This window comes from Arthrobacter sp. ISL-65, assembly GCF_018613795.1.
Lineage (GTDB): Bacteria > Actinomycetota > Actinomycetes > Actinomycetales > Micrococcaceae > Arthrobacter.
The window spans coordinates 1-12,649 of sequence record NZ_JAGGPN010000010.1; the positions used below are offsets into that span (position 1 = coordinate 1).

Genomic DNA, 12,649 nt, shown 5'->3' on the forward strand with positions numbered 1-12,649 from the left:
CAACGGCGGCAGCCACGGCGGGAATCCAGACCGGGACCCCGGACACCAGAGCCGGCAGCAGCAAAGCCAGCACGAGGGCGGTGCCCCCAAGGAGGACCCGGTCCGTCGCCGCAGGCGTCGATCCTCCCCCGTTTTCCTGATCCGGCCTGATCCGCCCGACCGGGATCCGCGAATAGCGTTTGCGAAGATCGCGGCGGAAGACGATGCCGACGAACACCAACGGCACGAGAATGGCAGCAAGGGACGGCCCCCACATGAGAGCCGCAAAACCGGCAGGACTGATACCGCCCAGGCTGTGCTGCGCCAGCAGGTTTGTCAGATTGGAAATCGGCAGCAGCAGGCTCGCGGTGTTGGCCAGCCAAACAGTAGTCAGGGCATAAGGGAGCGGCGGCAGACCGGCCTGCCTGGTCACGCTGACCACCACCGGGGTCAACAGCACCGCCGTGGTGTCCAGCGACAGGAAGACGGTGCTCAACGTTGCGAACACCGCGAGAAACAACCACAAGAGGACGCTGTGTCCCCGGCCCCAGTGCCGGAGCCGGCGCGCTGTCCAAAGGAAGACACCGGCTTCGCTCGCCAGCTCCGTCACCACGGTCATCGCAACGACAAACAGCAGGATCGGCGCCACCCGGTCAACCAGCGCCGCCAACTCAGCCAAAGGCAGGGCCCCGGTGACCACGGACACGGCGCCGGCCGCAAGCAGAACCGTACCAATGATCGCCAACCGCATGAACGGAGTCTATTTGCCCAACATGAAGGGTCGGATCAGAGTCCATCCGCGGCCGTGGGCGCGGGTCACTTCGACATGGGGTGGTTTCCCGCGAAGCGGTCGATGCTGGCCGGACCGTTCTAGTCTTCAGAGCCGGTGTACTTAAGCCGCAGATCCCAAACGCAGGAGATGTCCACGGTGCGGTGCCCAGGGACTCTTGATCGGAACCTGCGGCCAGAGTGTCCGCTTCTTGAGTTGCCTGCTGGATCATCCCTTTCAGTACAGGATCGGTGCGAACAAGAGTGGGCCAGGTCCATAAGCGATCCCGGTGCCCCGGGCAGGTCGCTGGTCTTACCGAAGCCAGTCACGATCATCGGCACCTGAACCCGGAACCAATCGTGGGTGTCGGGGACGATCCACACCGCACCGACGCGGTCATCTGCGTAACGCTGTGACCGGCGGATGTACTCGTCTTCGTTCTGCGGCGACAGCTGTACCTCGAACGCGAGTCGCTTGCCGCTGGCATGGATGGCCATGACGTCAGCGATCCATGCCCGCTCCGGATGCGCGTGCTCCACCTCGGCGAGCCAGCCAGGGACGGCGTTGATCGTTGGATACTCGAACGCGCGGATTGTCGAGACCACTAGTGTTGACCGGGCAGCCTTGTTTCAGCGGCAACTTCCCGACTTGTTGAACGCCGCTCGGCTCCGCGATCCAATCAGCTGAAAATGGTCAAGCAATACTCAGCGGATGCCGCCAAACGGAGGAGAAAAACCAAGGTCCGCACTGCTGCAAGCACTGAGCCTTTCGGCCCTACTTATCGATGAGTGCCTCCGAGAGACTTGGCGACAGTCGCGGCTTCGGGGAATCAACAACCCTAGGTATGCCAACCACCTCATCACGAGAGTTCTGGTGACTTCGTCTTAGGCGCGGGACCTGCCGCGGACGAAGTGGAAGATCAGGACGATGACGGCGACAACCAGGAGTATGTGAATAAGGCCGCCGCCGATGTTGGCGAGAAGGCCGAGGAGCCAGAGAACTGCGATAGCGATGGCTATCCAAAGCAACATGAGAGTCTCCCTTGTCTATGTGGCGCGGACGAAAAGCCTTTTCGCTCTCAACATAGCCACAGGAACTGAACAAAAGGCAAGCACGCTTAGTAATCTTTTTCCACTCGTGTCGTGTTTCCCAACTCGGGCAGGAGTGCCGGGGACGGTGGAGGCCCGCTGTGTCGGAAGGTGGGGACAGTGCTTTCAACCGGGCGGATGAGCGACACCACGGTCGATGCCTCGTGCTCGTAGGATTCCAAGACCCAGCCCGTGCTTGGTACTGGGCGTCTGGTCAGGGAGCCTGAGAAGTGATCCACTGCCGGGCGTCGAGTTCGCCCATGCGCCGGTACAGGGTCGCCCGGGACATGCCCAGGTCCCTGGCCACGTGGGTGGCCGGTTGGCCGGCGTCGATCAGGCGGCGAGCGTTCTCGACCTGGCTGTCGGTGAACCGTTCCCGGCGCCCGCCCAGGTCGCTACCGGCGGCCCGGCGCTTGGCTACCGAATCGGTGATCCGTTCCCGTTTGATCTTGGGTTTCGAGACGATTTGCGGTGAAGCGTTCAGGGCACTTTCGTTTGGTGGTTTCGGGAGAGCGCGCACAAGTGTTGGTGTCGAACCGCAGGGGATCGGCTTACGGCCTGCCGTTGACGTTGCTTCGCGTCGCGTGTGAGTTGTCCGCGGTGATGGGGTCGCTGAGGAGTGTGTGGAGCTGCATCGTCGTGAGTGCTTTCACGGGCAGTGGTGCAGTGTCGTCGCGTTGAGGGATCAGGCCATCGAGCATGACCCAGAGATAGCGGCGGTATAGGTCACGGGCATCGTTGCGTTCTTCGATTTCGGGGCCGTCCTGCACGACGTTGCTGATACCTATGCAAGCTATTTGGAGGAAGATCAAGTCGGTGCCGGTAGCGTCTGCGCGTATGACTCCGGCGTCTCGTGCACGGTCCGCGACGCGATTCACGAGAGGCGCGAGCCGGCTGCGGCTCTGATCGTGCATTTCCGGCCTCACACGTCTTCCAGTGAGGAGTTCGGCCATACCGCGATCCCTCACATGCAGAGCGAGCGATTTCTCCAAGTAGTGCACGAGTGCGTCCCAAGGGTCATCCATCGCCAGGGATTCATTCAGGATTGCCTCGAGTTCACTGTCCTGCTGGCATCGAATCGCGTCGATGAGGTCTTCCTTGTTCGCGAATCGTCGGTACGCGGTGCCCACGCCCACGCCCGCGTAGTGGGCGACATCGTTCAGGGTCGCATCCAGGCCCCGCTGGGCGAAAACCTCGCGCCCTGCTTCCAAGAGTCGTGCGCGATTGAGGGCGGCATCCTTCCGCAGCTTTACGTCCGTCATGTGCAAGAGCCTATCAAAGCGGTTGCGGCGTATCCGCTTTTCTGATAAATTTTTTGGTATCCGGATGCAAAGTATCCATTTGCGAAGATCAAGTTTGCTGCCGTCAGGCACAGTGCATCCAAACGCCGAAGTTCCACACACACCAAACACCGCACCTCCAGCAGGGCTCCGAAGTCCCCTCTGAACTCGGGTACTCCAGGTTGGTAGCAGTCAACGCTCCGGCGCCCAGCGCGAACAGGGCAGTGGTACTGCCGATTAGAAGTGAAGGAAAACATGCTGACATCTGACCAGCGCCGCGATGCCGAATCGGCGATCACACGCTTGATCTACACCTACTGCCATCGTCTGGATGGTGCTGATTTGGCCGGCGCCGCCGCGTTGTTCGAGAACGCGCGCTGGCAACTATCGCCCGAGGTGGTCTGCCACGGCGCCGAGGAGCATCTCGCTGCCCTCCAGGTCATCCGTGTCTACGGTGACAGGCTTGGTACCCGGCATGTGGTGAGCAACTTGATCATCGACGTCGCGGAGGACGGCGCAACCGCTCAAAGCGTTTCGTACGTCGACTCGATCCAGGTAACCCAGGACTTTCCCCTGCAGCTGATTTTCCAAGGGCGTTACCTCGACACGTTCGTATTCGAAGAGGGATCTTGGCGTTTTAGCGAGCGGGTTGTCGATGCTGACGGCGTCGGCGACATGAGCGCCCACCACAAGCCCGCCCAAGGGGCGGCGGCGGAGGCTTCCTAAACACGCTGCAAGCCATCCTGCAGCGCACTCTTCACGCGGCAGCCTCTCTCGGGCGTGCGCCCAAACTTCACCATTGAACCGACAGACGAAAGAGAAGAAATGTCCTCGACAGTAACGTTCAACAATGGCGTGACCATGCCCGCGATCGGATTGGGCGTGTTCCAGACAGCTCCGGAGGAGACAGTCACGGCCGTGCAGACGGCGTTGGAACTCGGGTACCGACACATCGACACCGCCGCCGCCTACTTGAACGAGCGGGAGGTTGGAGAGGGCCTGCGCCGCTCGGGTGTGCCGCGGGAAGAGGTGTTCATCGAAACCAAGGTGTGGATCACCGACTACGGGTACGAAGAGACGCTGCACGCCTTCGAGAAAAGTGCGAAGAAGCTCGGCGTGGAGCAGCTGGATTTGCTGCTTCTGCACCAGCCGTTGACCGCGAAGTTCGAGCGGACGATCAAGGCCTACAAGGCGCTGGAGAAGCTCCTGGCCGATGGGGCTGTCCGCGCCATCGGCGTGAGCAATCTCGTGCCGGTCCGTCTCGACGCACTACTCGCGGAAACCGACGTCGTGCCGGCAGTCAACCAGATTGAACTGCACCCGTACAACGTTCATGCCGAGATTCAGGCCAAAAACACCAAACACGGCATCCTAACCCAGGCGTGGTCCCCGATCGGTGGTATCCGCAGCTACAACGGGGCGCCCACCAACCCGCTGAACGACACCACGATCCGCGCCATCGGCGAGGTCTACGGCAAGACGAACGCGCAGGTCATGCTCCGCTGGCACATCCAGCAGGGCCGCTCCGCCATCCCGAAGTCCATCAACGCCGAACGTATCGCCCAGAACTTCGACGTCTTCGACTTCGAGCTGACCACCGATGAGCTGGCACGGATCGATGCCCTGGACACCGGGGACACCCTCGACATCGACAGCCTCGACCTCGAGTCCTCCGGCATCGTCATCGACGAAGCCTGAGCACCGCTCCACACCCCAGGCGGGCCGCATCTGTTCGGCGGCCCGCCCGGTTCTGTTTCATCGATCGACGCCCCGGGTGCGGCGTCAGGAAGAAGGCATCATGGCTACCAGGCTCAAAGACAGGGTAGCGACTGTCACCGGCACCACCAGTGGCATGACCCGCAGTCGGACCATCATCTTCGCGATCGCCGGCGGCCTCGCCGTCGGAAACCTCTACTGGGCGCAGCCCCTCATCGAGGAGATCGCCGGCTCGCTTGAGGTCTCCTCCGCTGCCGCCGCGTCCCTGGTAACCGTCACCCAGATCGGTTACGCGCTCGGAATCTTCCTGATCGTCCCCCTTGGCGATGTCCTGAACCGCAGGAAGATGATCCCCCTCGTCCTCGGACTGTCAGCCCTCGCCCTCATCTGCGCGGCCGCCGCCCCCACTTTCTCGCTACTGCTCGCCGCGCTCGGCGGAGTGGGGCTCACCACCGTTTCCGCGCAGTTGCTGACCCCGCTCGCCAGCGAGCTGGCGGCTCCCGATCAGCGCGGCCGCGTGCTGGGCACCATCGCCTCCGGAGCCCTCATCGGCGTACTTCTGTCACGCACCATCAGCGGAGCCATTGCGGAATTCGTCGGCTGGCGCGCCATCTACGTCCTCGCCGCCATCCTCGCCGTCGCTCTGGCTGTCGTGCTGTCATTTATGATCCCCCGGCTGGAACAGCGCCCGGCCACGAACTACTTCCGTCTGCTAAGGTCCGTGTTCACCACCGTCGCCCAGCACCGCGCGGCCGGGCCCACGATCCTCATCAGTGCCGCGGTGTTCTCCGTGTTCTCCCTGTTTTGGACCTCCCTGACCTACTTACTGTCGGCGCCCCCGTACTCCTTCACTGTCGGCCAGATTGGCCTGTTCGGTCTCGCTGGCCTCGTGGGTGCAGTCGCCGCACGGCGGGCGGGCATGTTCCACGACCGTGGCTGGTCAGTGCCAGCCTCCGGAGTCGCGCTCGGCCTCCTGGCAGTCTCCCTTGTCGGCGCATGGCTGGCACAGTCCTCCGTGATCGCCATGATCGTGGTCGTGATCGTGTTGGATCTCGCAGCCCAAGCCACCCTCGTGCTCGGCCAGACCCGGCTGCTGTCCCTGCCCGGTCAGAACCGGAGCCGCCTGAACACCGCGTTCGTCGTCAGCAACTTCCTCGGCGGCGCGATCGGTTCCGCCCTCGCCGGACCGCTCTGGGCTACCGGCGGGTGGACCACCATCACCGGCACCGCCCTGGCCATCGTTATCGGCGCGCTCCTCGTCTGGGTCTTCACCCGCCGCGGTGCTCTCGCCGACCAGAACTGACACCACCGAACACCAGGAAAGAGATCCTTAAATGTCCTGCATCTTCATCACTGGATCCTCCGAAGGACTTGGCCGGAATGCCGCCCTGGACCTCCTCGAGAATGGGCATGAGCTCGTCCTCCACGCCCGCAATTCGCACCGGGCCGACGCACTGAACGATCTGACCGAACGCGGTGTCCGAATCGTCGTCGGAGATCTCGCCCGAGCCGACGGCGTTCGCGCTGTCGCAGAGCAAGTGAACAGCATCGGGCGGATGGACGCCATCATCCATAACGCCGGCGTCGTCGACGGAGCCGCCCTCCTGCCGGTGAACGTCATCGCCCCCTACCTGCTCACGGCACTGATTGAACGCCCGGACCGGCTGGTGTACCTCAGCAGCGGCATGCACCGCGGCGGGCGGGCCGACCTGACCGGCGCGGACTGGTCCGGGATCCGGGCCACCAAGACATACTCGGACTCGAAACTGTTCATCACCGCGTTCACGATGTTCCTCGCCCGCATCTGGCCCGAGGTCCACACCAATGCCGTCGACCCCGGCTGGGTGCCGACCCGCATGGGCGGGCCCGCGGCGTCGGATGATCTCCGCGAAGGCCACCTCACCCAGGCATGGCTGGCCGGAAGCAACGACCCCGGAGCCGAAGTCACCGGCGGATACTGGCACCACATGCACCAGCAGAAACCCCACCCAGCCACCCTGAACCAAGATTTCCAGGACGAACTGATCGCACAGATCGCCGACCACACCGGCGTCGCCCTCCCGACACCCGCTGACAGGCTCAGAGGCGAATCGTGAGAACAGGTGATCCTCGGGACGGGCAGAAAGTCAGCCGGGCCCTCACCAGGTCCCGCCGCTCATGGCCACTCGGTCGTGCTCGGTGCCCGAGACATTGACCAGAAAGCGTGCGCACCACCAGCAGCGCCGACGGTAGCCTCCTCATCTCTTAACGAACCCAAGACCTTCCTAACCGGCTGACCCTCGAAAATAGGAGAACCATGACCACCGATTCCATCACCGCCAAGCGCACCTGGCTCATCACCGGTGTATCCAGCGGCTTCGGCCGGGTGCTCACCGAGCAGCTGCTCACGCGCGGCGACCATGTCGTCGGCACCGTGCGCAAGCCCGAAACCGTCGCGGACCTGCAGGAGCAGTACGGCGACGCCTTCCGCGTTGAGCTGCTCGACGTTACCGACGCCGCCGCCGTTCGCTCGACCGTCGACCGCGCCTTCGGCGACGTTGAGCGCATCGACGTCGTGGTCAGCAACGCCGGCTACGGGCTCTTCGGCGCGGCCGAAGAGCTCTCCGACAAGCAGATCCAGCACATCATTGACACCAACCTCTCCGGCTCGATCCAGCTGATCCGCGCTGTGCTTCCACACCTCCGTGCACAGGGCGGGGGACGGATCATCCAGATCTCCAGCTACGGCGGGCAAGTCACCTTCCCCGGCTCGTCGATGTATCACGCCACCAAGTGGGGCATCGAAGGCTTTGCGGAGTCCGTCTCGCAGGAAGTTGCCCCGTTCGGCGTCGGTGTGACGATCGTCGAGCCCGGTGCAGCGCGCACCGAATTCCTCGGAGGCAGCGTGCAGATCGCCGACGAGCTCGCCGCCTATGAAGGCAACCCGGCTCACGCGTTCCGCGGGCTGATCGGTGTTGAGGCGCTCGGTGACACGGGCAAGATGGTCGCCGCGATGATCGACAGCGTCGATGTCGAGCCCGCGCCGCTGCGACTGCTGCTCGGCTCTGACGCCTACGGCACAACCCATCAGGTGCTGCAGGATCGCCTCACGGCGCTCGAGGCCCAGAAGCAGCTCGCGTCCTCCACTGACGCGGACTGACCGGCCGGAGCAGCGCCACGAACCGCGGCTCCAGGCATCAGATGAACGACGGTGGCGGACCAGAGTGCCGCTACAACCGTAGAACCCACCACCAACGCACCCAAATGAAAGAAGGATCCTCATGACTGACCAGCCCAAGCAGGTAGGCGGCGGACGCAACCTGTTCGAAGACTTCGCCCCCAAGCTCGCCGCCCTCACCGACGACGTGCTCTTCGAGGACGTCTGGAACCGCCCCGAGCTTGCGGCCCGCGACCGCAGCCTCATCACCGTCGCGCTGCTCGCGGCCGGCGGTCATTACCCGCAGCTCGAGTTCCATCTTGGCCGTGCGGTCGAGAACGGCGTGACCCAGGAAGAGCTCATCGAAGCCCTGACCCACGTCGCCTTCTACGCCGGTTGGCCCTACGGGATGGCCGCGATGGGGATTGCGAAGAAGGTGTTTACCGACTAGCGGCGAAGGCCGAAGACGAGCTCCGAAGTTCCTTCTCTTCGCTCCACGCGAAGAGAAGGAACTTCTCCTCGCGTCCGGCGATGACGGACGCCGGTTCCTCAGGCCCGGGACTTCTACGACCGCAACCGAATGGGTCGCGTCCGGGAGGACATCGACGGCGTCCGCGCGCCTAGGGGTTGCCGCTGATAAAGGATGGGGAAGACCTGCGGATCATGGGCGAAGCGGGCCGACCGACCACGTGAAAGGCAATAATCGTGCTTGGACTTGAACTGGTCGTGATCCTGGGCGTGGTGGTGCTGGTGTGCAACATCGCAGCGCGCCACGTCCGGGTCGCCGCCCCTGTACTGCTGCTCGCCAGCGGCGCCCTGTTGGGTTTCATTCCCGCACTGCGTGAGGTCCATCTGCCTCCGGAAACCGTGCTGTTCCTGTTCCTGCCGGCCTTGCTGTACTGGGAAAGTCTGACCACGTCCCTGCGGGAGATCCGGAACAACCTGCGCGGCATCGTGTTGATGAGTACCGCGCTGGTAATCGCTACTGCCGGGGGCGTGGCCCTGGTCGCGCACGCACTCGGCCTGCCCTGGGGGCCTGCCTGGGTTCTCGGCGCCGCCGTCGCCCCCACCGATGCAACCGCCGTCGGGGTTCTCGCCCGGGCGCTGCCCCGCCGCAACGTCACGGCGCTGCGTGCCGAGAGCCTTATCAATGACGGAACCGCCCTGGTGATTTACGGTCTGGCCGTGGGCATCACCGTCGGCGAGCAGCACTTCGACGTCCCCCGCATCTCTGGGCTGTTCCTGCTCGCTTACGGCGCCGGGGCACTGGCCGGGGCTGTGACAGCGTGGGTCGGAATGCAGATCCACCGCCGCCTGGAGGACCCTCTGCTGGCCAACGTCCTCTCCATCCTGACCCCCTTTACCGCCTTCCTGCTCGCCGAGACCGTCCACGCCTCAGGGGTCCTGGCCGTGGTCGTCGCCGGGCTGTTCATGAGCCAGATCGGTCCCCGGGTGGTCCGGGCCGGAGCCCGCCGGCAGGGACAAGCGTTCTGGTCCCTCACGGCGTTCCTGCTCAACGCCGCCCTGTTTGTCTTGGTTGGCCTGGAGCTGCAGTCCGCTGTCCGGGGGCTGAGCAGTGTGGGCCTCGCGGCCGGGCTGCTGGCTGTGGCAGCAGTCTCGGCAGTGGTGGTCGGCATCCGCTTCCTCTTCCTGTTCGTCACCACCTATGCGATCCGGCTCATCGACAGGAGGCCCGAGCAGCGCCTGCGCCGCGTCAGCAACCGTGCCCGGGTAGTCAGCGGAGTCGCAGGGTTCCGCGGGGCCGTGTCGCTTCGCTTGGTGCAGCACTGGCGGTCCCTGAGACGCTGGCTTCTGGAGCCCCGTTCCCCGGACGGGACATGATCATTTTTGTGACCTCAGGTGTCATCGTCGTAACTCTCGTTGTCCAGGGTCCGCTGCTGCCGGCAGTGGTCCGCTGGGCCCGTCTGCCCCACGACAAGTCTGTCGACGAGGAACGCCAGCTCGCCGAAATCACCGCTACCGAAGAAGCCCTGACAGCACTTCCAGGACTCGCCGACGACCTTGGCACCGACCAGAAAGTCATCAACCGGCTCCGCCGTGAATACGAGGAACGCCTGCGCGTCCTGCACGCCAGCAACGACCAGGCCGGAGACGACCCAGCGCTCCGGCACGACCATCACGACACTGCGCTGCGCCTGGCACTACTCGCCCGCAAACGCGCCGCTGTCGTCAGACTCCGGGACGAAAGCCGCATCGATGACACAGTGCTCCGCCAAGTGCAGACCAGGCTCGACATAGAAGAAGTAAGGCTGGCACGCCACGACAGCACTGAATAAGTTCCCTTTACGATCCACCCGTTGGCAGCCGTGCTCATCTTCATCCTTCAGGCCGAGGCTTGGACGGTTCAAGGATCCTTACAGGCAGCTGAACCCATCGCCGTGCCAAGGCGAGGTCTCATAACCCAGGTGTGGCGAGTTCAGGTGGTGAGTGCAACACCCTGAATTCTGTGGGGTGTCGTCGATGGGCAGACCGTGGTCGCCGTTGAGTGTTCGTTTGGCGTTCTGGGAAGGGCTGGATGCCGGGCTGTCGGTAGCCGTAGCGGCGCGGGCCGCCGGGGTGTCGCGTCCGACCGCGTACCGGTGGTTGAGCGACCATCAGAAGGTGTTGCCATCGCCGGTTTCGGATTTCAGTGTGCCCCGTGCAGGGCTTTTGTCGTTGCGTGAGCGGGAAGAGATCGGCTTCCGGCTCGCCCAGGGCCAGGGAGTGCGTCGTATCGCCGCCATCCTGGGACGGGCTCCCTCGACGATCAGCCGGGAGGTCGCGCGGAACCGGGTCAGTGACCGATATTCGCCATCGCTCGCGCAGGAGCAAACCTGGGCTCGTGCCCGCAGGCCGAAGCCGCGGAAGTTGGACGGGTTAGCGTTACGGGAACAGGTCACCACGATGCTCACCGACCGGTTCAGTCCGGAACAGGTCGCTGGCCGACTGAAGGTGGAGCATCCGGAGAATCCGGAGATGCAGGTGTCACACGAAACGATCTACCAGGCCCTCTACGTCCAGGGCCGCGGATCCTTGCGCCTGGAAGTCACGGCGGCGCTGCGGTCCGGACGGGTGAGTCGGCGCCCGCAAAGGCCGGAGGGTCCTCGCCCGCAGCGGTTCCAAGAGATGGTGATGATCTCTGACCGGCCGGCCGAGGTCGAGGACCGTGCCGTTCCCGGCCATTGGGAATCTCAATGTTTCTGTCAAGCCGCCTGAGCGCTGATTCTTGGCATTGGTTCCTGGTAGGGGGTGTGGTCGCGAAGCATGGCCCAGAGGACATTGATGCGGCGGCGGGCGAGGGCGATGAGTGCCTGTTTATGTGACTTTCCTTCGCCGCGCTTCCGGTCGTAGTAGATCCGCGAGGCCGGGCTGTTCTTCAGGCTGGAGAGGGCGGCGAGGTAACAGGTTCGCAGGAGTCTGCGGTTGAAGCGACGCGGGCGGTGCAGATTCCCGCTGATACGTCCGGAATCACGTGGGACTGGCGCCAGGCCCGCGACGCTGGCGAGCCGATCGGCAGAGTCGAACGCGTGCAGGTTGCCGCCGATGTTCGCGAGGAAAGTCGCTGCGAGTACGGGGCCGAAACCGGGCATGCTCAGCAGAACATCGGCGCTTTCGTGCTGCCGGAACAGGTCGGTGATCTGGGCATCGACGTCGTCGATCTCTGCGTCGAGAGTGTTGATCTGCGCGGCCAGCCGAACGACCAGGGCAGAGCCTGTGGTCTGCGTTGGCAGGACGGTGTGCTGGGCATTCGCGGCTATGAGGGCCTTCTCGGCCATCTTGGCACTGTTCCGGCAGCCGTGTTTCTTCAGCCAGCTGCTGAGCCGGGTTAGACCTGTCCGCCGGATACTCTCAGGGGTCTGGTAGCGACCGAGAAGGATCAGGGGCGCCTTCTTCGAGTAATCGAACGCCCGCACGAGCGCCGGGAAGTACTCCAACAAGGTGGCACGGAGCCGGTTAATTGCCCTGACACGGTCGCAGATCAGATCGGTGCGACGGGCGGTCAAGAGCCGCAGGTCCACGCTGATCTGGTCTCCACCACGGACGGGCTGCAGATCGGTGCGCATCCGCGCCTGGTCCGCGATTATCCTGGCGTCCTTCGCGTCGGTCTTGCCATCGCCGCGGTACGTTGCTGCGGCGTGGTGCACGATCCGTCCCGGGATATAAAGCAACTTCTGTGCATGCGCGCCTAACAGTTCAATCAACAGCGCGGCGCCGCCGGCGTTCAGGTCCGTCGCCCAACAGACATCGCCACCGGCCGCGATCTCGACGACCTTTGCGATTAGCTCGAGGAGCACGCCCTCGTCGTTTTCAACCCGCATCGAGAGCAGGACCATCCCGGCCTGATCAATCACCACGCAATGATGAGCCCGCTTGCCCGAGTCGATTCCCACCCAAACCGCCGGCATGCTTTATCCCCCTTCGATCAGCTTCCATTTTTCGTAGCCCTGTCGATAACTACGCCGGCACGTCCTTACCCAACGATCAATGTCGTAAGTCTCAATCAGCGGTCGAGTCATCGGCGGGCAGCGGGCGGCCATTCCCAGTGAGCCGTCCAAGCGGCAGGGCGATTTGTGCCATACCCGCCACCCGAGGGTGGTCGAAACACTACGACAGCTCCGAAATCACCCACAACAAAAACGTAAGGAAGGGGACTTAATCATCGGTTCGACGGCATCGAAGT

The 12,649-nt window shown here is 63.9% G+C and carries 14 protein-coding genes and 1 pseudogene; 9 read left to right on the plus strand and 6 right to left on the minus strand.

Annotated elements, in window-relative coordinates:
- From J7I85_RS04790 to J7I85_RS04810, 5 genes and pseudogenes are all read right to left on the minus strand, one after another.
- The coding region (locus J7I85_RS04790; RefSeq protein ID WP_251023948.1) for an SLC13 family permease at nucleotides 1–730 on the minus strand (730 nt) is incomplete at its 3' end.
- Between the two features lie 119 nt (nucleotides 731–849).
- Nucleotides 850–1,353, minus strand: coding sequence for a hypothetical protein (locus J7I85_RS04795; RefSeq protein WP_214847372.1), 504 nt, complete (start codon nucleotides 1,351–1,353; stop codon nucleotides 850–852).
- A gap of 279 nt (nucleotides 1,354–1,632) precedes the next feature.
- Nucleotides 1,633–1,779 carry a lmo0937 family membrane protein gene (locus J7I85_RS04800; protein ID WP_214847374.1) on the minus strand — a complete coding sequence of 49 codons (147 nt, stop codon included), beginning with the start codon at nucleotides 1,777–1,779 and terminating at the stop codon, nucleotides 1,633–1,635.
- Nucleotides 1,780–2,050: 271 nt separating this feature from the next.
- A pseudogene (locus tag J7I85_RS04805) lies at nucleotides 2,051–2,287 on the minus strand (helix-turn-helix domain-containing protein); the annotation flags it as partial.
- 100 nt (nucleotides 2,288–2,387) lie between these two features.
- Nucleotides 2,388–3,098: a TetR/AcrR family transcriptional regulator gene (locus tag J7I85_RS04810; protein WP_214847376.1), complete on the minus strand. Its 711-nt coding sequence runs from the start codon at nucleotides 3,096–3,098 to the stop codon at nucleotides 2,388–2,390.
- A 273-nt stretch (nucleotides 3,099–3,371) separates the two neighbouring features.
- Here J7I85_RS04810 and J7I85_RS04815 point away from each other — a divergent pair, with 273 nt between their 5' ends.
- From J7I85_RS04815 to J7I85_RS04850, 9 genes are all read left to right on the plus strand, one after another.
- Nucleotides 3,372–3,842, plus strand: coding sequence for a nuclear transport factor 2 family protein (locus J7I85_RS04815; RefSeq protein WP_214847378.1), 471 nt, complete (start codon nucleotides 3,372–3,374; stop codon nucleotides 3,840–3,842).
- 99 nt (nucleotides 3,843–3,941) lie between these two features.
- The gene (locus J7I85_RS04820) at nucleotides 3,942–4,814 is read left to right on the plus strand and encodes an aldo/keto reductase (RefSeq protein WP_214847380.1); all 873 of its coding nucleotides are present in this window, start codon (nucleotides 3,942–3,944) and stop codon (nucleotides 4,812–4,814) included.
- 100 nt (nucleotides 4,815–4,914) lie between these two features.
- The gene (locus J7I85_RS04825; protein WP_214847382.1) at nucleotides 4,915–6,135 is read left to right on the plus strand and encodes an MFS transporter; all 1,221 of its coding nucleotides are present in this window, start codon (nucleotides 4,915–4,917) and stop codon (nucleotides 6,133–6,135) included.
- 31 nt (nucleotides 6,136–6,166) lie between these two features.
- Nucleotides 6,167–6,928, plus strand: a complete 762-nt coding sequence (locus J7I85_RS04830) for an SDR family NAD(P)-dependent oxidoreductase (RefSeq protein WP_214847384.1) — start codon at nucleotides 6,167–6,169, stop codon at nucleotides 6,926–6,928.
- A 200-nt stretch (nucleotides 6,929–7,128) separates the two neighbouring features.
- On the plus strand, nucleotides 7,129–7,971 hold the full coding sequence (locus J7I85_RS04835) for an SDR family oxidoreductase (RefSeq protein WP_214847391.1): 843 nt from the start codon (nucleotides 7,129–7,131) through the stop codon (nucleotides 7,969–7,971).
- A 121-nt stretch (nucleotides 7,972–8,092) separates the two neighbouring features.
- Entirely contained in the window at nucleotides 8,093–8,419 is a 327-nt protein-coding gene (locus J7I85_RS04840) for a carboxymuconolactone decarboxylase family protein (protein WP_214847393.1), read from the plus strand.
- Nucleotides 8,420–8,673: 254 nt separating this feature from the next.
- Nucleotides 8,674–9,810 carry a cation:proton antiporter gene (locus J7I85_RS04845; protein WP_308159396.1) on the plus strand — a complete coding sequence of 379 codons (1,137 nt, stop codon included), beginning with the start codon at nucleotides 8,674–8,676 and terminating at the stop codon, nucleotides 9,808–9,810.
- Nucleotides 9,807–10,265, plus strand: coding sequence for a hypothetical protein (locus J7I85_RS24880; protein ID WP_251023949.1), 459 nt, complete (start codon nucleotides 9,807–9,809; stop codon nucleotides 10,263–10,265). The genes J7I85_RS04845 and J7I85_RS24880 overlap by 4 nt, the downstream gene beginning before the upstream one ends.
- Nucleotides 10,266–10,482: 217 nt before the next feature.
- Entirely contained in the window at nucleotides 10,483–11,184 is a 702-nt protein-coding gene (locus J7I85_RS04850) for an IS30 family transposase (RefSeq protein ID WP_214847395.1), read from the plus strand.
- On the opposite strand, the gene J7I85_RS04855 is transcribed toward J7I85_RS04850, so the two are convergent.
- Nucleotides 11,172–12,374, minus strand: coding sequence for an IS110 family transposase (locus J7I85_RS04855; protein ID WP_214847397.1), 1,203 nt, complete (start codon nucleotides 12,372–12,374; stop codon nucleotides 11,172–11,174). The genes J7I85_RS04850 and J7I85_RS04855 overlap by 13 nt on opposite strands.
- Between the last annotated feature and the right edge of the window lie 275 nt (nucleotides 12,375–12,649).